The 19,157-nt window shown below is 70.2% G+C and carries 18 protein-coding genes; all 18 read right to left on the bottom strand.

The window, feature by feature from the left end:
* A partial coding sequence (locus LZ686_RS11075; RefSeq protein ID WP_349547819.1) for a PQQ-dependent sugar dehydrogenase occupies positions 1-1,207 on the bottom strand: 1,207 nt, incomplete at its 3' end.
* A gap of 13 nt (positions 1,208-1,220) precedes the next feature.
* Positions 1,221-1,661 carry a DUF2231 domain-containing protein gene (locus LZ686_RS11070; protein ID WP_139598017.1) on the bottom strand — a complete coding sequence of 147 codons (441 nt, stop codon included), beginning with the start codon at positions 1,659-1,661 and terminating at the stop codon, positions 1,221-1,223.
* A 121-nt stretch (positions 1,662-1,782) separates the two neighbouring features.
* Positions 1,783-3,153, bottom strand: coding sequence for a PepSY-associated TM helix domain-containing protein (locus tag LZ686_RS11065; RefSeq protein WP_349547818.1), 1,371 nt, complete (start codon positions 3,151-3,153; stop codon positions 1,783-1,785).
* A gap of 57 nt (positions 3,154-3,210) precedes the next feature.
* Positions 3,211-3,816, bottom strand: coding sequence for an SCO family protein (locus LZ686_RS11060; protein WP_046001601.1), 606 nt, complete (start codon positions 3,814-3,816; stop codon positions 3,211-3,213).
* A 2-nt stretch (positions 3,817-3,818) separates the two neighbouring features.
* A complete protein-coding gene (locus LZ686_RS11055) occupies positions 3,819-4,397 on the bottom strand; it encodes a copper chaperone PCu(A)C (RefSeq protein WP_349547817.1) in 579 nt (192 codons plus the stop codon).
* Positions 4,398-4,492: 95 nt separating this feature from the next.
* On the bottom strand, positions 4,493-4,921 hold the full coding sequence (locus LZ686_RS11050; RefSeq protein ID WP_295169713.1) for a DUF2946 family protein: 429 nt from the start codon (positions 4,919-4,921) through the stop codon (positions 4,493-4,495).
* A gap of 81 nt (positions 4,922-5,002) precedes the next feature.
* A complete protein-coding gene (locus LZ686_RS11045) occupies positions 5,003-5,695 on the bottom strand; it encodes a response regulator (RefSeq protein WP_046001600.1) in 693 nt (230 codons plus the stop codon).
* On the bottom strand, positions 5,692-8,358 hold the full coding sequence (locus LZ686_RS11040; RefSeq protein ID WP_349547815.1) for an ATP-binding protein: 2,667 nt from the start codon (positions 8,356-8,358) through the stop codon (positions 5,692-5,694). The genes LZ686_RS11045 and LZ686_RS11040 overlap by 4 nt, the downstream gene beginning before the upstream one ends.
* A 3-nt stretch (positions 8,359-8,361) precedes the next feature.
* Entirely contained in the window at positions 8,362-8,952 is a 591-nt protein-coding gene (gene kdpC, locus LZ686_RS11035; protein ID WP_349547814.1) for a potassium-transporting ATPase subunit KdpC, read from the bottom strand.
* A 10-nt stretch (positions 8,953-8,962) separates the two neighbouring features.
* Entirely contained in the window at positions 8,963-11,002 is a 2,040-nt protein-coding gene (gene kdpB, locus LZ686_RS11030) for a potassium-transporting ATPase subunit KdpB (protein WP_349547813.1), read from the bottom strand.
* 11 nt (positions 11,003-11,013) lie between these two features.
* Positions 11,014-12,714 (bottom strand): potassium-transporting ATPase subunit KdpA, encoded by a 1,701-nt coding sequence (gene kdpA, locus LZ686_RS11025; protein WP_349547812.1) that lies wholly within the window; start codon positions 12,712-12,714, stop codon positions 11,014-11,016.
* 14 nt (positions 12,715-12,728) lie between these two features.
* On the bottom strand, positions 12,729-12,815 hold the full coding sequence (gene kdpF / locus LZ686_RS18825; protein WP_045982103.1) for a K(+)-transporting ATPase subunit F: 87 nt from the start codon (positions 12,813-12,815) through the stop codon (positions 12,729-12,731).
* Between the two features lie 190 nt (positions 12,816-13,005).
* The gene (gene ligD, locus LZ686_RS11020; protein WP_349547811.1) at positions 13,006-15,378 is read right to left on the bottom strand and encodes a DNA ligase D; all 2,373 of its coding nucleotides are present in this window, start codon (positions 15,376-15,378) and stop codon (positions 13,006-13,008) included.
* 1 nt (position 15,379) lies between these two features.
* Complete coding sequence (gene ku, locus LZ686_RS11015) at positions 15,380-16,246, bottom strand: non-homologous end joining protein Ku (protein ID WP_349547810.1); 867 nt, start codon at positions 16,244-16,246, stop codon at positions 15,380-15,382.
* A 290-nt stretch (positions 16,247-16,536) separates the two neighbouring features.
* A complete protein-coding gene (locus tag LZ686_RS11010; RefSeq protein WP_045982106.1) occupies positions 16,537-17,100 on the bottom strand; it encodes a DUF2076 domain-containing protein in 564 nt (187 codons plus the stop codon).
* Positions 17,101-17,122: 22 nt separating this feature from the next.
* Positions 17,123-17,839, bottom strand: a complete 717-nt coding sequence (locus LZ686_RS11005) for a Bax inhibitor-1/YccA family protein (protein WP_349547809.1) — start codon at positions 17,837-17,839, stop codon at positions 17,123-17,125.
* Positions 17,840-17,861: 22 nt separating this feature from the next.
* Positions 17,862-18,632 carry an anti-sigma factor family protein gene (locus LZ686_RS11000; protein WP_046001593.1) on the bottom strand — a complete coding sequence of 257 codons (771 nt, stop codon included), beginning with the start codon at positions 18,630-18,632 and terminating at the stop codon, positions 17,862-17,864.
* Complete coding sequence (locus LZ686_RS10995) at positions 18,619-19,149, bottom strand: sigma-70 family RNA polymerase sigma factor (RefSeq protein WP_127899771.1); 531 nt, start codon at positions 19,147-19,149, stop codon at positions 18,619-18,621. Before LZ686_RS10995 ends, LZ686_RS11000 begins: the two co-directional genes overlap by 14 nt.
* Positions 19,150-19,157: the final 8 nt, after the last annotated feature.

The following is a 19,157-nucleotide window of genomic DNA, read 5'->3' as shown; positions in this document are numbered from 1 at the left end:
GGCCGTCGGCGAAGGGGACATAGGACACCTTGTAGCCGTTGAACTCGTCCCGGTTCCAGCTGCCGCGCTGACCGACAAAGGCACCGTTCGCGAAGGCGTCGGGCATCGCTGCGCCATTGGTGAAGACCAGACCCAGGGCCGCCACGTGGCTGGACAGCGCATAATCGGGCGCGATCGCCGTCTCGACCAGATCGGGGCGCGCCGGGCGCACGCGGGCGTCCACGTGATCGCCGTAATAGCTGTAGGGCCAGCCATAGAACGCGTCTTCCTGGACCGAGGTCATGTAGTCGGGCACCAAGTTCGGCCCCAGTTCGTCACGTTCGTTGATGACCGCCCACAGCGCGCCGCTGTCAGGGTTGAAGGTCAGGCCGTTCGGGTTGCGCAGCCCCGACGCATAGATCTTGGACGCCCCCGTCTCGCGGTCGATCTGCCAGATGGTGGCACGGCCCTTTTCGGCCTCCATCCCGTTCTCGGCGGCGTTCGAGTTCGAGCCGACCGACGCGTACAGCATCGTCCCATCCGGGCTAAGCGCCAAGTCCTTGGTCCAGTGGTGGTTCAGCGGACCGCCCGGCAACGGCGTGACCGTCGTGGGTTCGGCATCGATCACCGTGTCGCCCAAGGCATAGGGATAGGAGATGACCGCATCGGCGGCGGCGACATACAGCGTGTCGTCGATCCAGGCCAGGCCGAACGGCGAATGCAGCCCGGTCAGCAGGTCGTGGCGTTCGTCCACCGTGCCGTCGCGGTCGGTGTCGCGCAGCAGCGTGATCAGGTTGCTTTCCGCCGGGGGGGCGTCACCGCCGCCCGCCGCAAAGGCCATGATCCAGCCCCGGACGAAATCCTTGGGGCGGTATTTCGGCTTACCCTCCGGCGCGCGCGACTGGACCACCAGCACGTCACCGTTGGGCAGCGTATGGACGGTGCGCGGATTGACCAGGTCGGTGGCATAGGCGCTGATCGTCAGCCCCTCGGGGACGGCCGGCGTCTGGCCGTCGGCCCAGCCCACGACCTCGGCCACGTTCACGCTCGGCAGCGGATTGACGAATTGCGGTTCGGGCAGGACCGGATCGGGACCGATCTGGCTGGTGATGTCGAACCCTTCGGAATCCTGCGCGGCAGCGGCCATCGGCAGGGCAAGGCCAAGCGTCAGGACGGCGGAACCGGACAGCATCAGCCTGCGACGCAGGGTAGAGGTATGGATGGTCATGATGGCGTCCTTTTCAGGCGGTGCGCAGGGACAGGGGGGCGGTGGCGCGACGGTTCAGCACCGCCGCCAGGAGCATCAGCACGCAGGTCACGACGGACAGCGTGATGCCCCAGGGCATGATGGCGGTCCAGCCGTCGCCCGCATGCAGCAGGCTGTTGAAGAAGGCGGCCAGCATCACCAGCACGTACATCCCGACCGCGCCCCAGGACGGACCAGGGCGGCGCGTCAGCAGACCGATCAGCCACAGCACGCAGCCGACCCCGGCCACGATCAGGCCGAAGAACAGCAGCCAGGACGAAAAGTCCTTCCACATCAGGACGGTTGTCTGCAGATAGGCGTAATCGGTCACCACTGGCAGGGCCAGCAGGCCCGCGGACATATGGGTCAGGACGGACAGTCCGGGAACGGGGCGCCGCGCGCCGATGGGGTGCGGGGAATAAGCGGTTGCGGCCATGGGATCGCTTTCGTGAAATGCATTATGATCAATAGAACCGCCAAATGCCCGCGATGTTCCGCCCGGATGTGCCATGACCGTGCCGGGACCGCGCCGAAACCGGGCGCGGCCCCGCGCAGGGTCAGGCGGCGGCGCGCGACCCCGTGCCGCGCAGGCGTTGGATCGCGGTGTCCAGCGCCAGCATGACCAGCAGCGATGCGCCGGTCAGCGGGAACAGGACGCCACCCACCGCCAGGATGGCCAGCAGGCCGCGGAACACCCGGCGGTCGGCGGGCATCGGTGGCACGCCCATCGACCGCGACGGGCGACGCTTCCACCACATCACCCCGCCGGACACCGCCAGCAGGACGATGCCCCCGCAGACCGCCAGCAGCAGGATCTGGTTCGCCAGGCCGAACTGCTGGCCCATATGGGTGTTGATGCCGAATTCCAGCCAGCGTCCCATGGGGCCGTAATCGGCATAGCTCATGTCGACCAGGGATCGGCCGCTGTACTGGTCCAGATGGACCACGCGCTGCTGGGCCAGGTCGTCGGGATAGGCCGAACCGCTGTACACCCCGGTGGGCGATGACGGCAGCGCCACCGAAAAGCCCCGATGCAGGCCAAGCCGCTCGAACGCCGCCACGGCGGCGTTCAGCCCGATGGGGGCGGCACCCTGGGCCGGGGGCGGGGTTTCGGGAACGCGCGCCTGCTCCAGCGACCACGATGTCTGTGCCGTGTCGGTCAGCCGCTGGTCCGACATCGGCACGTCGACGCGCACGCCCGACGGATAGCCGAAGTTGTGCCCGTTGGCCCATTCGTTGACCTTGCCGCCCCAGACCTGCGACCAGGGCATGCCGGTCACCGCCAGGAACACGATGAAGCCGCCCACCACGATGCCGGTCACCGCATGGGTGTCGCGCCAGAAGACGCGCCTGCGCCGGTCGCCCCGGACCGACAGGACGCCCCCCGCCTGGCCGCGCGGCCACCACAGATAGATGCCGGTGGCGACCAGCAGGATCGTCCAGCCGCCCACGATCTCGATCACGCCACGGGCGACGGGCCCGAAATAGCGCAGGCTGTGCAGATAGCGCACCGTCCACATGACCGTGCTGCGGTCGGGGCGCGCGCCCAGGACGTACCCCTCGTAGGGGTTGACATAGACCGCAATGCGGCGCCCGTCGTCGGTGGCAACCGTCACCTCGGCCGAGGCGGCGGCCGTTGGCGGGTCGGTGTACTTGACCGCGCGGCCGGGCACCGCGGTCACGGCCGAGGCGACCAGCGCCTCGGGGCTCAGCGTGCCGGTCTGCGCGACCTCGACCCGCTTGATGTCGGCATGGATGATGGCGTCGATCTCGTCGCGGAACAGATAGGCCGCGCCGGTGACGGCCAGCGTGATCAGGAACGGCAGGACGAACAGTCCCGCATAGAAATGCCAGCGCCAGACGGCGCGGTACAGATCGGACACGGCCACGCGCGGGCGGGGCGAGGCGTCCAGGGTCGCATCGGACATGGGTTTCCCTGTCGGTTCTGTGGGGATGCGGCGGCGCGGACCCGCGCCGCCCAGGGATCAGCTGGCCAGCAGCCGCCGGATGGTGCCCATCGCGCGGTCGTGGTCTTCCTGATAGGACACCAGACCGAAGAAATCGCCGCCATCGTCGAACAGCAGCACCTGGGTCGAGTGGTTGACGGTATAGTCGCCCCCCTCCAGCGGCACCCGCTGCGCAAAGGCGCGAAAGGCGGCGACGGCCTTGTCGATCTCGGCCCGCTCTCCGGTGATGCCGGTGACGCCGGGCACCCAGGACACGTATTCGCCCAGGACCTCGCGCGTGTCGCGTTCGGGGTCCACGGTGATGAACAGCGTGCGCAGCGTCTGGCCGTCCCGGGCCAGCTCGTCCTGCCAGGCGGTGACCTCGCCAAGGGTGGTGGGACACACGTCGGGGCAATGGGTGAAGCCGAAGAAGACGGCGGTCGGCTGACCCTGCAGATCGGCCTGGGTAAAGGGCTGGCCATCCGCGGTGACAAGGGTGTAATCGCCCTTGCCCAACTGCTGCATGGCGACCTGGTGGTCGGTCGGCGCGGGCCGCAGGACCGTGGCCCATAGCAGCGCGGCGCCGGCCACCACGACCGCGGTCCAGGCCAGCACCCGTACCAGGCGAAGCGTCTGTCGGGTCATGGTCAATGCCCCGCGTGCGGATCGGCACCCTGCGGGGCATCGCCCGCCGCGCGCGCGTTGAACGCCTGGATCGACAGCGGCACGGTGATGTCGCCGGCACCCTCGAAGGTCAGAGTGACGTCAACGCTGTCGCCCTGGACCAGGGGGGCCGCCAGCTGCAGGAACATCAGGTGATAGCCGCCGGGCTGCAGCGCCACGGTCTGGCCCGCCGGGATCGGCAGGCCGTCCTCTACCGGGCCCATCGTCATGATGTCGCCCGACATGGTCATCTGATGGATCTCCATCCGTCCGGCGATGTCCGATGTGGCGGCGACCAGGCGGTCGTCCGCGGCGCCCTCATTGGCGATCGTCAGAAAGCCGCCCGCGACGGGGGCATTGGGCAGGGTGGCGCGGGCATAGGGCGCGGTGACGGTCAGCTCGCCGACCTGCCACGCCGCATCCGGGTCGGGCAGGGACAGGGGCGCCGCATGGGCGGCGGTATGGCCCGCATGGTCCGCACCGTCGCCGGTGCCGTGCGCCCATGCGGCAGGGGCCAGCAGGGTCGCGACCGCAAGCGCGGCCAGAAGGGGAAAGGTCGTCATGGCATGTCTCATCTGTGAACGGTCGTGTTCGCGGCGGCCGGAATGCGGCGGCCGGACGGTCGCGGTGCCGGGCGGGCCCGGTCGTCGCGTCGGTCTCAGACGAGGGCGGGTGGTCCGCGGGCGGCGGGGGTCAGAACCTCGGCCCGGCGAAGATGGAGGGGGATGTCGGTCCCGAAATCGGCGTCCAGTTCGCGGAACCGCGGCGGGACCATGTCGACGGCGGGGGAGGCCAGCACCGATTGGCCGTGCAGCGCCCAGTCACAGGGCGGGGTGCCGGGATGGCCGCCGCGACCCGGCTGGTCGTCGGGGTGGACCTGCCCGTCGGGGGTCATGATCGCGTCGACCATGCCGGTGCCGGTGCACAGCACGATCCGCACGCCGCCCGCGGGGGCGGCCTCGATCATCGTGCCCTGGCTGATCGTGGCCAGCATCAGGAACGGCACCAGCAACAGCCAGCGCAGCGCGCGCCCCGGCGTCAGCCGGGCCCGCTGCGGTCTGTCGGTCTGGGAATCGCGACGGATCAACGCTGTCTCCTGGAATGCGCGGCATCGATAGCGCAGCCAGAAACCAAAGGGAAGATGCGCCAAGGCCGCAGGCCCGACGCGTCATGATCCCGATGCAAAGCGATAGCCCACCCCGGATTCGGTGAAGATGTAGGATGGGTTGCCCGCATCGTCGCCTATCTTGGCGCGCAGCTGCCGGATGAAGACGCGCAGATAGTGGCTGTCCTCCAGATGGGCCTTTCCCCAGACATGTTCCAGCGCCATGCCCTGCGTCACCAGCCGCCCGGCATTCGACGCCAACAGCCACAGCAGGTCGAACTCCTTGCGGGTCAGGTGAATCTCGGTGCCGCCCTTCAGGACCGTCCGGGCGGCGGCGTCAATGGTCAGGTCGGCCACCTGCAGCGCCGCCCCCTGCGGGGCCGCACCCGACCGGTCGCGCAGAAGGCCGCGCAGGCGGGCCAGCAGTTCCCCGATGCCGAAGGGCTTGGTCACGTAGTCCTGCGCACCGGCGTCCAGCAGGGCGACCTTGTCGGCCTCGGACGCGCGGACCGACAGGACCAGGACCGGGACCTGGCTCCATTCGCGCAGCCGGGCCAGGACCGCGCGCCCGTCCATGTCGGGCAGGCCCAGGTCCAGGATCACCGCCTCGGGGGTGGTCAGGGCGCAGGCCTCGATGCCGTCGCGGCCGGTGGCGGCCTCGGTCACGTGATGGCCCTGCGCCTCCAGCGCGACCCGCAGGAAGCGGCGGATCGGGGCCTCGTCGTCGATGATAAGGATGCGGGCGGGCAGGGTCATGCAAGCGTGTCCAGCGGCAGGGTCAGGGTGATGCGGGTGCCGCGCCCGTCCGCGCGGGCGGGGTGGGCGGCGATGGTGCCGCCATGGGCTTCGACGATGCCGCGCGCGATGGCAAGACCCAGGCCCGTGCCCGCGCGCTGACCGTCGCCCTCGGCCACGCGATAGAACATGTCGAAGACCCGGCCGCGCGCGTCGGGCGGGATGCCGGGGCCGTCGTCGCCGACCGACAGTTCGGCCCGTGCCCCGTCGACCCGCGCGGTCACGTCGATGCGGCTGCCTTCGGGGGCGTATTTCGCGGCATTGTCCAGAAGGTTCATCACCACCTGCTCGATCAGCAGCGGGTCGACCAGCACCTGAGGCAGATCGTCGGGGACCGCGACCTCGACCCGGTGATCGCGCAGCGCGCCGCGCAGGCGATGCCGCGCGCTGCCCGCGATTTCGCGCAGGTCGGCGGGCACGCGCTTGGGCACCAGCGCGCCGTGGCCAAGCCGCGTCATGTCCAGAAGGTTCTGGATGTAGCGGTCCAGCCGCTCGCCCTCGTCGCGGATGGTGGCGGCCATGCTGGCGCGGGCGGGGGCGGCCAGGTCCAGCGCCGGATCGGCCAGCGACGATGCCGCGCCGATGATCGACACCAAAGGCGTGCGCAGGTCATGGCTGACCGAGGACAGCAGGGCCGCGCGCAGGCGTTCGGCCTCGGACGTGACCAGCGCCTGTTCCAGGTCGGCCTGCAATGCGATGCGTTCCAGCGCGATGCCGGTCTGATCGGTCATCGCGTCCAGCAGGCGGCGGTCCATCGGCGCCAGACTGCGCCCGTCGGGATAGGCGATGCCCAGGATGGCCAACCGCCGCCCCTCGGTGCCGACGGGCAGGAACAGCCAGTCGCTGGCGGGCAGGGTGCCCGAGCCGCGCCCGGCCTCCTCGCCGCGGGTCCAAGCGTAATCGGCGGCGGATGCGTCGCGCAGGGCCAGCGTGTCGCGGGGCGGTTCGGCCACCTCGATCACCGGGCGGCCCAGGGGACCGGGGCGCATCACCACGGTGTCGCATCCCAGGGCCGCGCCGACATGGATCGCGGCGGCGCGCAGGACCTCGACCGCGGATCCGGCGCCGGCGACCTGGCGCGCGAAATCGTACAGCAGGTTCGTCCGCATCGCGATGTCGCGCTGTGCCAAAGCCCGGTCGCGCAGCCGCGCGGCCAGGTTGCCGGTCAGCCCCGAGGCGATCAGGAACAGCAGCAGCGTCATGATCTGGTCCTGGCGGATCACCAGGAAGGTGTTGCGCGGATCGGTGAAGAAGAAGTTGTAGGTCAGGAAGCTGAGGCAGGATGCATAAAGCGACGGCCACAGGCCCTGGCGCACCGCGACCACGATCACCCCTGTCATGAAGATCAGCGACAGCGAGGTGACGGGAAAGATCCGGTCGGCCGACAGGGCCAGCAAGCTGGCCGCGATCACCGTCAGCGTGGCCTTGGCATAGGCGCGCGGGTCGCGGTCCACGGACCAGTGGCGCACCGCCGGCGGGGTGGGTGTCCGTTGCGGATCCGAGACGACCGTCACCTCGAAATCGCGGCCGGCCTCGGTCACGGCACGGGCGACGTTCTGGCGGCCGATGCGCCGCCACCAGGGGCGGGGCCGGGGGCGGCCCAGCAGGATGCGGCTGACGTTGCGGCGGCGGGCATAGTCCAGGATCTCGTCGGCGACGGGGCCCGCGGCGGACAGGGTCGCCACCTCGCCGCCAAGGCGTTCGGCCAGGCGCAGGGCCTGGGCCAGCGCGTCCCGGTCGGGATCGGACAGGGCCTCGGACCGGGCCGAGGTCACGGTGACCGCCACCCATTCGACCCGCGCGCGGTCGGCCATGCGTTTCGCGGTCCGCACCAGCGTGCGTGCGACCGGGCTTTCGGTCAGCGCGACCAGGATGCGTTCCTGCGCGGGCCACGGCCCGCCGATGGCATTGGCGCGCATGTGCTCGCGCAACTGCGCGTCCACGCGGTCGGCGGCGGCGCGCATGGCCAGTTCGCGCAGTGCCGTCAGGTTGCCCTTGGAAAAGAAGTTCTGCACCGCCCGCGCGATCTGGTCCTGGACATAGACCTTGCCCGCGCGCAGCCGCTCGATCAGCTCCTCGGTGGGCAGGTCGATCAGCTCGACCTCGTCGGCGCGGGCCAGGACGGCGTCGGGCACCGTCTCGCGCACGCGCACACCCGAAATCCGCGCGACCCGGTCGTTCAGCGTCTCAAGGTGCTGCACGTTCAGCGTGGTCAGCACGTCGATGCCCGCGGCCAGCACCTCCTCGACGTCCTGCCAGCGCTTGTCATGGCGCGATCCCGGGATGTTGGAATGGGCCAGTTCGTCGATCAGGGCCAGCTGCGGGCGGCGCTCCAGCAGCGCGTCCAGGTCCATCTCGTGCAGGATGCGCTCGCGATAGAACTGCGCCCGCTTGGGCAGCAGGTCCAACCCCTGCAGCAGCGCCTCGGTCTCGGCGCGGCCATGGGTCTCGACGACGGCGGCGACCACGTCCACGCCTTCGGCCGCGCGTCGCCGCGCAGCCTCCAGCATGGCATAGGTCTTGCCCACGCCGGGGGCCGCGCCCAGAAAGATCTTCAGCCGCCCGCGCCCCTCGCGTTCGGCCTGGGCCAGCAGGGCGTCGGGTTCGGGGCGCAGCTCGGTCATGGATCAGCCTTCGGTTCGGGGTCCAGTGGGGGCCGCGGGGAAGGCCGCGTCAAGGGCCAGATTGACGGCCAGCACGTTCACGCGCGGTTCCCCAAAAAGGCCCAACCAGCGCGGCTCGACCTGCGCCTCGATCAGCGCCGCGACCCGGGCCGGGGGCACGCCCCGCGCCGCGGCGATGCGCCCGGCCTGCGCCCGCGCGTTCTCGGGCGAGACATGCGGGTCCAGTCCGCTGCCCGAGGCGGTGACGGCATCCACCGGCACGCTGGCCGCCCCGGTCGATGCGACGAAATCCACCGCGCGGGCCGCCTGATCGGCGATCAGCGCCGCGCTGGTCGGCCCCAGGTTCGAGGCCGCCGCCGCCGCCGCGTCGTAATCGACCGCGGACGGGCGCGGATGCAGGTATCCCGGCGCGGCAAAAGCCTGCCCTACCAGGGCCGAGCCGATGACCTTCCCGTCGCGGACGATCAGGCTGGCATTGGCCTGGTGCGGCATCAGCGTCTGGCCCAGCCCGGTCAGGGCCAGCGGATAGGCCAGCCCCGTCAGCACGGTCATCAGGCCCAAAGTCGCCAAAGCGGGTCGGATATGGTCGATCATGGCTGTCTCCTTACGCCAGGCCCAGGGCGGTCACGGCCATGTCGATGGCCTTGATGCCCAGGAAGGGGACGATCAGGCCGCCCAGGCCATAGATCGTCAGGTTGCGCCGCAGCAGGGCCGCCGCGCTGGAGGGCGCGTATTTCACCCCCCGCAGCGCCAGCGGGATCAGCGCCAGGATCACCAGCGCGTTGAAGATCACCGCCGACAGGATCGCGCTCTGCGCGCTTTCCAGGCCCATCACGTTCAGCACGGCCAGGCCGGGATAGGCGGCGATGAACAGCGCGGGCAGGATGGCAAAGTATTTCGCCACGTCGTTGGCGATGCTGAAGGTGGTCAGCGCGCCGCGGCTGATCAGCAGCTGCTTGCCCACCAGCACGACCTCGATCAGCTTGGTCGGGTCGCTGTCCAGGTCGATCAGGTTCGCGGCCTCCTTGGCGGCCGAGGTGCCCGAGTTCATCGCCACGCCCACATCGGCCTGGGCCAGCGCGGGCGCGTCGTTCGAGCCGTCGCCGCACATGGCGACCAGCTGGCCCTTGGCCTGTTCGGCGCGGATCAGCTCCAGCTTGTTCTCGGGCGTGGCCTCGGCCAGGAAATCGTCCACGCCGGCCTCGGCCGCGATGGCGGCGGCGGTCAGGGGGTTGTCGCCGGTGATCATCACCGTGCGGATGCCCATGGCGCGCAGTTCCCCGAACCGTTCGCGTACGCCGGGCTTGATGATGTCCTTCAGATGCACCGCACCCATGATGCGCGCACCCTGCGACACCAGCAGCGGCGTCCCGCCAGACCGCGCGATCTGGTCGACCGACGCGGCCAACGCGGCATCCATCGCCGCCCCGGTATGGCGCAGGATCGCATCGACCGACCCCTTGCGCAGCTGTGTGCCGTCGGTCAGGTCGGCGCCCGACAGGCGGGTCTGGGCGGAAAACGCGATGGCCTCGGCCGTGTCGGCCAGGGGCGCGTTCGCGCCGGGCTGGCGGCGGGCCAGATCGACCAGGGACTTGCCCTCGGGGGTGTCGTCGGCGCGGCTGGCGGCCAGGGCGGCGCGGGCCAGATCGGCCGGCGGCACGCCCTGCGCCGGGATCAGCGCGTCGGCCATGCGGTTGCCGAAGGTGATCGTGCCGGTCTTGTCCAGAAGCAGCACGTCCACGTCGCCCGCGGCCTCGACCGCGCGGCCGGATTTCGCGACGACGTTGGCGCGGGCCAGGCGGTCCATGCCCGCGATGCCGATGGCCGACAGCAGCCCGCCGATGGTCGTGGGGATCAGCGTCACGAACAGCGCGGCCAGGAACACCACCGGGATCGAGATGCCGGAATAGCGCGCGAAGGGCTCCAGCGTGACCACCACGAACAGGAAGATCAGCGTCAGGCCTGACAGCAGGATGTTCAGCGCGATCTCGTTCGGGGTGCGCCCACGCTCGGCCCCCTCGACCAGCGCGATCATGCGGTCGAGGAAGCTGCGCCCGGGTTCCGCGGTGACGCGCAGCACCAGCCAGTCCGACACGATGCGCGTGCCGCCCGTGACCGAGCTGAAATCGCCGCCGGATTCGCGGATCACCGGGGCGCTTTCGCCGGTGATCGCGCTTTCGTCGACCGATGCCACGCCACGCACCACCTCGGCATCGGCCGGAATGATGTCGCCCGCGACGACCAGCAGGATCTGGCCCTGCTTCAGGCTGGCCGACGGGACCATCGTGGCGCCGTCATGTGCGCTGTCGGGGGCGGGCAGCACGCGGACCATCGTGTCGGACTTGGTGGCGCGCAGGCTGTCGGCGCGGGCGCGGCCGCGCCCCTCGGCCAGGGCCTCGGCAAAGTTGGCGATCAGCACGGCCGCCCACAGCCAGAACGCGATCTGGACCGCGACGCCGCCGCCGGACACGCCCAGGGCAAGGTCGCGCAGGCCCAGCACGCTGACCATCAGCGCCGCCACGGCGGTGGCGAAGATGACTGGGTTCTTGAGCAGCAGGCGCGGGGCCAGCTTGGCCAGCGCCTGTCGCGCCGCCGCGGGGGCCAGCGCCCCCATCGACGGCACGGGAAGCGAATGTTTCGACATGGATGAACGCCTCAGAAGGTTTGCCCGCCCAGCATGGACACATGCTCGGCGATGGGGCCCAGGACCAGGGCCGGAAAGAAGGTCAGCGCGCCCAGGATCAGCACGGTGATGACCAGCAGCAGGACGAACAGCAGGCCGTGGGTGGGGAACGTCCCCGCCGTGGCCGGGACCGGCGACTTCAGGGCCAGGGATCCTGCGACCGCCAGCATCGGCACGATGATCGAATAGCGTCCCAGGATCATCGCGATGCCCTGCAGGGTGGTGTGGAACGGCGCCGCCGCCCCGAAGCCGCCAAAGGCGGAACCGTTGTTGCCGGTGGCCGAGCTGTAGGCATAAAGGACCTCGGACAGGCCGTGCGGCCCGGCGTCCTGCACCGCGGCCAGGCCCGCCGGGATGACCACGGACAGCGCGCCGAAGACCAGGATGCCCAAGGGCATCGACAGGAAGGCCAGGACCGACAGCGTGACCTCGCGCCCCTCGATCTTCTTGCCCAGGTATTCCGGCGTACGCCCGACCATCAGCCCGGCCAGGAACACCGCCAGCACGACATAGAGCAGCATGCCGTAAAGGCCCGACCCCACGCCGCCGAAGATCACCTCTCCGACCTGCATGTTCAGCATCATCACAAGGCCGGACAGGGGCATGAAGCTGTCATGCATCGCGTTGACCGACCCGTTCGACGCGGCGGTCGTGGCCTCGGCCCACAGGACCGACAGGGTGGCGCCAAAGCGGACCTCCTTGCCCTCCATGTTGGGACCGGTGATGCCGGTGGCCTGGGCCAAAGCGGGGTTGCCCGCCTGTTCGGGGGCGTTCATCAGCAGCAGGCCCGCCACGAACAGCACGCCCATCGCGGCGAAGATCGCCCAGCCCTGCCGCCGGTCGCCCACCATGCGCCCGAACAGGAAGCAGAAGGCGACCGGGATCAGCAGCAGATAGATGGACTGGATCATGTTCGACAGGATCGTCGGGTTCTCCAGCGGATGGGCCGAATTGACGCCGAAGAAGCCGCCGCCGTTGGTGCCCAGCTGCTTGATGGCGATCTGGGCCGCGGCGGGGCCCTGGGCGATGACCTGGCCTGCGCCCTCCAGCGTGGTCGCGCGGACATAGGCCGACAGCGATTGCGGCACGCCCTGCCAGATCAGCACCACGGCCGCCAGAATCGACAGCGGAAGCAGGATATAAAGGACCGCCCGCGTCGCATCGACCCAGAAATTGCCCAAGCGGCCGTCGCCCTTGGCGGCAAAGCCGCGCACGATCGCCACCGCGACCGCCATGCCCGTGGCGGCCGAGACGAAGTTCTGCACCGTCAGCCCGACCATCTGGGACAGGTAGGACAGCTGGACCTCTCCGGAATAGGCCTGCCAGTTGGTGTTGGTGACAAAGCTGATCGCGGTGTTGAAGGCCAGGTCCGGTGCCATCGGGCCGATGCCCTGGGGGTTCCACGGCAGCATGCCCTGCAGCCGCAGGATCGCATAGAGAAGCAGGAACCCCACCAGGTTGAAGACCAGCACGGCCATGGCATAGCCCGACCAGGTCTGGCCGCGCCCGGCGGTGACGCCCGCGGCCGACAGGAAGGCCCGTTCGACCGGGGCGATCAGCGGGCTGGACCAGACGCGCCGACCGGTAAAGACGCGGTGCATATGACCGGCCAGCAGCCAGGCGAGGCCGACCGTGACGGCGCCGTAGAGCGCGAAGACAAGAAAGGGGGACATGGACGCACCCCCCATCAGAACCGGTCGGGACGCATCAGCGCCACGACCAGATAGGCGAACAGGCCCGCCGCGACGGCAAGGCCAAGGACCAGGTCGACCATCGGCGCCCCGTCACGAACGGGCCAGCGCGCGCGTTCCGGCCATCATGGCCAGAAACCCGCCTGCGCCAAGCAGAAGATAGATGATGTCGGACATGAACATCCCCTTGATGAGTGATGTCCGATCATCCCGCAGGCGCGCGTCAGGATGCCATGCGTGATCCCGGCCGGGGGCGTAAGGGCCGCGTAAGGATCAGGCCGTCAGCGCCGCGTCCAGCGCCGCGATCACGGCCGCCGACAGGGTCTGGGCGGGCGGCGGGTCGGTGTCGGCCCAGCCCCGCTCCAGCGCCTGCACGGTCGAGAACGCCCCAGCCTTGCGGATGCGCCCCAGTTCGTCCCAGCTGACCGGGCAGGCCACCGGCGCGCCGGGGCGGGCGCGCACGGAGAAGGGCGCGATGGCCGTCGCGCCGCGTTCGTTCCTCAGCCAGTCGACGAAGATGCGGTCCTTGCGCCTTGCCTTGGACATCTCGGCGGTGAAGCGGTCGGGATGGGCCTGTGCCGTCAGCATCGCCACGCCGCGGCTGAACAGCTTGACCGTGTCCCAGCCCGCGGTGCGGCGCAGCGGCACGATCACATGGACGCCCTTGCCCCCCGACAGCATCGCCCAGGACCGCAGGCCAAGCCCCGACAGCCGGTCGCGCAGCTCCAGCGCGGCGCGGCGGGTCGCGGCAAAGCCCAGGCCCTCGTCGGGGTCCAGGTCAAAGACCATGCGGTCGGGCCGGTCCAGCCGGTCGCGACGGGCACCCCAGATGTGAAATTCGACCGTGCCCATCTGCACCGCGCCCAGGATGCCGTCGACGTCGGTGACATAGGCATAGGGGCTGGGCGCGCCGTCCTTGTCGGCGATCTGCTGGATCTTCAGCGCGGCGGGAAAGCCCTTGCCGGGGTGCTTCTGAAAGAACCGCTCGCCGGCCATGCCGTCGGGCAGGCGCAGCAGGGACAGGGGCCGCCCGGCCAGTTCGGGCAGCATCAGCGGTGCGACCGCGCGATAATAATCGGCCAGCCCCGCCTTGGTCAGGCGCGGCTTGTCAAAGATCACGCGGTCGCCGCTGCTGATCGCGACGGTCGGGGCGGGCGTTCGCATCGGCGGACCCTCATCGTGCAGGCCCAGATACACCGCATGGCGCAGGCGACCCTGGGCGGTGGTTTCGGCGTAATCGATCCGGGCGGTCAGGTCCGGGTCGATCCAGGTCATGCCCGCGACCTCCCGGCGGGGGGCCTTGACGGGGGCGTCCCTGCGCACCAGCGGTTCCATGCGCCGGGCAAGGTCGGCCATCGTGTCCTGGTCGAACCCGGTTCCGACCTTGCCCATATAGGCCAGTCCCCCGTCCCGGTCGCAGGCCAGCGCCAACGAGGCGAAGGGCCTGCCGCGGCTGGTGCTGGCCTGCCAGCCGACGATGCGGAACGCGCCCTGCCTGCGGCACTTGATCTTCAGCCAGTCGCGGCTGCGCCCGCCGCGATAGGGGGCATCGGTCCGCTTGGCGATCACCCCCTCGCCGCCATTGCCGCAGATCAGCGCCAGCGCCTCGTCCGCCGGGCCGTGGATGACGGGCGACAGCGCCACCGCGCCCATCGGCGGCAGGGGGCGCAGCAGGCCCTCCAGCACGGCGCGGCGTTCGGTCAGGGGCAGGTCCGTCAGGTCGCGCCCGTCCAGCTGCAGCAGATCGAAGGCCACGTATCCGAACGGCCCGCCCGCCGCGATCGCGTCCTGCAGCGTGCCGAAGCCCTGCATGCCGGCGCCGGCCACGATCTCTCCGTCGATCAGGGCCGAGGCACAGGGGATGTCGCGCAGGGCGGGGATCAGGTCGGCGAAACGGTCAGTCCAGTCATGCCCCGCCCGCGTGAAGACGCGTGGGCCGCCCGCGCCAAGCGCCACCTGCGCGCGATAGCCGTCCAGCTTCAGCTCGTGCCAATGCGTGGCGTGATCGGCCAGATCGTCCGTCAGCGTCGCCAGCTGCACGGGCCGGTGGCCCGGACGGGTGCCGGAATGGTCGGGCAGGCAGGCGGCCTTGTCCGCGCGGATCGCCGCAAAGCTGCGCCCCGACGCCACGCTGGTGCGATAGCGCGCCACCGGGTCGCGCTGGCCGGCGGCCTCGTCGTCGATCTTGACCAGCAGCCAGTTGTCGCGCTTGTCCCGGCGCGCCATGCGGATCAGGTTCCAGTCGCCGGTCATCCGCCGACCGTGCAGCCGGAACTTCAGGTGCCCCTTGGCCAGCCCGCGCGCCGCGGGTTCCAGCGGTTGCCACCAGCCCAGATCCCACAGCATCACGGTGCCCGCGCCGTAATGGCCCTTCGGGATCGTGCCCTCGAAGGTCAGATAGGACAGGGGGTGATCCTCGGTCCGCACGGCCAGCCGTTTGTCGGCCGGGTCCAGCGACGGCCCCCGCGTCACTGCCCAGGACAGCAGCACCCCGTCCCATTCCAGCCGCAGGTCCCAGTGCAGCCGCGTGGCGTCGTGGTTCTGCATCGAATAGCGCAGCCCAAGCGCCGAAGGGGTGCCGTCCGCCTGCGGTTCCGGCGTCGCCCCGAAATCGCGCTTGTCCAGATAGGCGCCCAGATCGGCCATGTCAGGCGGATTTTGACTTGGGCTTGGCACGCGGCTTGGACGCGGGCTTTGCGGCGGGCTTGGACTTGGCCTTGCCGCCGTCCTTCTTCAGGCTCTCCTTCAGCGCGGACATCAGGTCCACGACGTTGCCGCCCGACGGGCGGTCGTCGTCCTCGGCCGCCTTGGCGCGGGGGGTCTTGCGGTTCTTGCGCTTCGTCTCGATCAGCGCACGCAGCGCCTGGTCGTAATGGTCGCGGAACGCATCGGCATCGAACGCCGAGGACTTGCGCCGGATCAGCTGGGTCGCGACCTCCAGCAGGTCGGCGTCGCTGGCGGCGTCCTCGATCGCGGCGAACAGCGGTTCCGCCTCGCGGATCTCGTCCTCATAGCGCAGCGTCTCCAGCAGCAGCCCGTCGCCGCAGGGTCGGATCGCGCACAGGTATTCGCGGCCGCGCATGGTCAGTTGGCCCAGGGCGGTCTTCTTCTCGGCCCGCAGGGCGTCGCGGACCACGCGATAGGCGTCCTCGGCCAGATCGTCGGTCGGCACCACGTAATAGGGCTTGTTGTAGTACAGGGGCGGGATCTCGGACTGGTCGACGAACTGCACCAGTTCCAGCGTCTTCTTGGTGTCCAGCTTGATCGCGTCGATCTCGTCGGGTTCCAGCAGCAGATAGTTGCCGTCCCCCGTCTCGTATCCCTTCAGGATGTCGTCGCTCTTGACCGGCCCGATGCCGGCCACGGTCTTCTCATAGCGCACAGGCTTGCCAGAGGGGCCGTGGATCTGGCGGAAGGACACGCGCGCCCCGGTCTTGGTCGCGGCATGCAGCTCGACAGGGATGGCCACCAAAGACAGGCGCAGCTGCCCCTTCCAGACCGCACGTGACGCCATGACATCCTCCTGCTTTCCGGGGAAACGCCGAAACGGACCGATAAGTTCAGTCGTATCATGGAAGGACGTCGGCACGCATTGCCCGGCTGTCACTGCTGCCAGCGATCACGGCATTGCAGGTCGCGGCGTCACCGGCACCGATGCTGCGGGCTTCGGATTGCAGGGCGAAGGCGATTGTGCTGATGGCGTCGTGGCGCAGCAACGACGGCGCGGAATGCCAATGCGGCGAGGGCGCATCGCCACGCCGTCTGCCGAAAGGCGGCGCCCGGGGGTTCCGGGCGCCGTGGTGATCATTCCTCGAAGCCGCCGTCGTCAAAGCCCGGGTCGTCGAAACCGGCGTCTTCCTCCATCGCAGGCTCCTGCTCCATCTCCGAGGCGTCGGCAGGGCCTGCGAACATGCCGCCGATGGCATTGCCCAGCAGCACGCCGCCTGCGACACCCATCGCGGTCTGCGCCGCGCCGGCCATGAAGCCGCCGCCCGACGGGCGACCGCTGCTCCACGGACCCGACCCCTGCGGCTGCTGGCCATAGGCGGGCTGGCCGTAGGGCTGGGGCGCGGGGCGATGGGTCATCGGGCGGGGCTGGGGTTGGCTGCCGCCGAACAGCTTGCCGAACAGCCCGCCCGAGGCCGGCGCCGGCTGCGCCTGCATCTGCTGCATCTGCTGTTCGGCCGCGGCCAGCGCCTGTTCCTGCATGATCACGGTCTGGGCCAGGTAATAGGCGGCACCGGGGTTGCGGGCCATCAGGTCGGCGATCAGGGCCTCGGCCTGGGGGTCGCGATGGGGCTGGGCCTGGGCGGCCTGGCCCAGCTTGCCGAACAGCCCCTCGATGGCGTGGCGGTCGTTCTGGTCCATGGATGCGGTCCTTGTCTGGGGCCTATTCCTCGCGCTGGCCGGTCAGGCTCAGCAGCAACTGGAACAGGTTGATGAAGTTCAGGTACAGTGACAACGCGCCCATGACCGCCAGTTTCTGGTGCGTCTCGGCATCGTGATGTTCGCTGTAGGCCAGCTTGATCGACTGCGTGTCCCAGGCCGTCAGGCCGACGAAGACCAGGATGCCGATGATCGAGATCGCGAACTGCAGCGCGGACGAGCCCAGGAAGATGTTGATGATGCTGGCGATGATGACGCCGATCAGGCCCATGATCAGGAAGCTGCCGAACTTCGACAGGTCGCGCTTGGTCGTGTAGCCATAGAGGCTCATGCCCGCGAACATGGCGGCGGCGCCGAGGAAGGCGCGCGCGATCGACGTGCCCGTGAAGACCAGGAAGATCGAGGCCAGCGACAGGCCCATCACCGCGCAGAAGGCCCAGAACAGCGTCTGCGCCGTGGCGGCCGAGACGGTCTCGATCCGGAAGGACAGGAACATCACGAAGGCCAGCGGCGCCAGCATCACCACCCACCGCAGGGGCGAGCTGAAGATCGGCACGTAGATCGCCGGGACCGAGGCCACCGCGACCGCGACCAGCCCGGTCACCAGCAGGCCCAGGCCCATGTAGTTGTAGATGCGCAGCATGTGCGCGCGCAGGCCGTCGTCCAGGACGGCGGCGGGGGCGAAACCGGCGCTGCGGCCGGTCTGGCGGATGGGTTGCATGAAAACCTCCGGTTGGTTGATGTCAGTAGAGCGTGTCCGACAGCGCGACCGATGTCGCGAGCAGCGGGTCGGCATGGTCGTCGCCCGCGACCAGCACATGCGCGATCTCTCCGATCTGGAACCAGGCGATGCCGTGGTCGGGCGTCTGGTGCAGGCGGGGCAGGGTCACGTCGAAGCTGCCGGCGCGGACCGCGAAATGGCTGATCGTGCCCAGGTCGGGCGTGTCGAACAGGATCTCGATCCCCGGACCTTGGGGCGAGGGAAAGACCTGCGCGTCGCGCACCGTCCAGTCGTCGGGAAACCGGGGCAGCACGATGCCGGTGGCGGCGCGCATCTCGACCGGGTCCAGGCGGCTGATGCCGGGCTGCGAGGTCATGTCCAGGCGCAGCAGGCTGACCTGATGCGCCGACAGGGCCGCCGTGACCGATGCGGGCGCGGGCGATGCCGCGACGCCTTCGCGCACCGACAGCGGCCCCAGGCCGGCATGGGCCAGCCAGCCCAGCCCCACCAGCAGCGCGGCCGGCACGATGCGCAGGACCCGGCGCAGCTGCGCATCGCGTCGGCGCGCCGTCGCAAGCCGCCGCGCGGCGCCCAGCAGCGGGCGCGGCGCGGACGGCGCGGCCAGCGCCCGGCGCAGGTCGCGGCGCAGCGACAGGTCGCGCATCACGCGGGCGGCGGCGTCGGGATGGCGCGACAGATGCGCCTCGACCTGGGCGCGTTGGGCCTGGGTCAGCTGGTCGTCGACATAGGCATCCAGGTCGGCGGGGCCGATCTGCGGATCATCCTTCAGCATCGCGTCCTCCGATGATCTTGAGGGCCGGGCGGGCGGGGGCCTCGTCCTCGAACGCGCGCAGCCGGGCGCGGGCGCGCGACACACGCGACATGACCGTGCCGGGCGGGATGCCCAGCAGCTGGCCTGCCTCGGCATAGGACAGCCCTTCGACCGCGATCAGGGCCAGCGCCTCGCGCTGGTCGTCGGGCAGGTCCAGGAAGGCCTGGCGCAGCTGCGACAGGCGCAGGGCGTCGTCCTGGGGCGCGTCCTGGGCCAGGGGGGTCAGCTGGGCGAACTGCGCCTCGCGGCGGGACTGGGCCTGGTCGTGGCGGCGGCGGTCCAGGAACCGGTTGCGCAGGATCGCGCGCAGCCACGGTCCCGGCGCCTTGCCGGGGGCCAGCTGGCGGCGCTGTTCGTGGCCGCGCAGCAGGGCGTCCTGGACCAGGTCGTCGGCCTCGGCCCTGTCGCGGGTCAGCGCGAAGGCATAGCGCCGCAGCGGCGCCAGCAGATCCAGGATGGGGTCGCGTGTCCGGGTCATGATACAGT

The organism is Paracoccus sp. NFXS7 (assembly GCF_040148865.1).
In the GTDB taxonomy this organism is placed as follows: domain Bacteria; phylum Pseudomonadota; class Alphaproteobacteria; order Rhodobacterales; family Rhodobacteraceae; genus Paracoccus; species Paracoccus marcusii.
This window is presented reverse-complemented; position numbering and strand designations above follow the sequence as displayed.

Excerpts from the sequence above, each read along its gene's own strand:
- LZ686_RS11070 (WP_139598017.1), bottom strand. The coding sequence starts at position 1,661 with ATGGCCGCAACCGCTTATTCCCCGCACCCCATCGGCGCGCGGCGCCCC.
- LZ686_RS11065 (WP_349547818.1), bottom strand. The coding sequence starts at position 3,153 with ATGTCCGATGCGACCCTGGACGCCTCGCCCCGCCCGCGCGTGGCCGTG.
- LZ686_RS11060 (WP_046001601.1), bottom strand. The coding sequence starts at position 3,816 with ATGACCCGACAGACGCTTCGCCTGGTACGGGTGCTGGCCTGGACCGCG.
- LZ686_RS11055 (WP_349547817.1), bottom strand. The coding sequence starts at position 4,397 with ATGACGACCTTTCCCCTTCTGGCCGCGCTTGCGGTCGCGACCCTGCTG.
- LZ686_RS11045 (WP_046001600.1), bottom strand. The coding sequence starts at position 5,695 with ATGACCCTGCCCGCCCGCATCCTTATCATCGACGACGAGGCCCCGATC.
- LZ686_RS11040 (WP_349547815.1), bottom strand. The coding sequence starts at position 8,358 with ATGACCGAGCTGCGCCCCGAACCCGACGCCCTGCTGGCCCAGGCCGAA.
- kdpC (WP_349547814.1), bottom strand. The coding sequence starts at position 8,952 with ATGATCGACCATATCCGACCCGCTTTGGCGACTTTGGGCCTGATGACC.
- kdpB (WP_349547813.1), bottom strand. The coding sequence starts at position 11,002 with ATGTCGAAACATTCGCTTCCCGTGCCGTCGATGGGGGCGCTGGCCCCC.
- kdpA (WP_349547812.1), bottom strand. The coding sequence starts at position 12,714 with ATGTCCCCCTTTCTTGTCTTCGCGCTCTACGGCGCCGTCACGGTCGGC.
- kdpF (WP_045982103.1), bottom strand. The coding sequence starts at position 12,815 with ATGGTCGACCTGGTCCTTGGCCTTGCCGTCGCGGCGGGCCTGTTCGCC.
- ligD (WP_349547811.1), bottom strand. The coding sequence starts at position 15,378 with ATGGCCGATCTGGGCGCCTATCTGGACAAGCGCGATTTCGGGGCGACG.
- ku (WP_349547810.1), bottom strand. The coding sequence starts at position 16,246 with ATGGCGTCACGTGCGGTCTGGAAGGGGCAGCTGCGCCTGTCTTTGGTG.
- LZ686_RS11010 (WP_045982106.1), bottom strand. The coding sequence starts at position 17,100 with ATGGACCAGAACGACCGCCACGCCATCGAGGGGCTGTTCGGCAAGCTG.
- LZ686_RS11005 (WP_349547809.1), bottom strand. The coding sequence starts at position 17,839 with ATGCAACCCATCCGCCAGACCGGCCGCAGCGCCGGTTTCGCCCCCGCC.
- LZ686_RS11000 (WP_046001593.1), bottom strand. The coding sequence starts at position 18,632 with ATGCTGAAGGATGATCCGCAGATCGGCCCCGCCGACCTGGATGCCTAT.
- LZ686_RS10995 (WP_127899771.1), bottom strand. The coding sequence starts at position 19,149 with ATGACCCGGACACGCGACCCCATCCTGGATCTGCTGGCGCCGCTGCGG.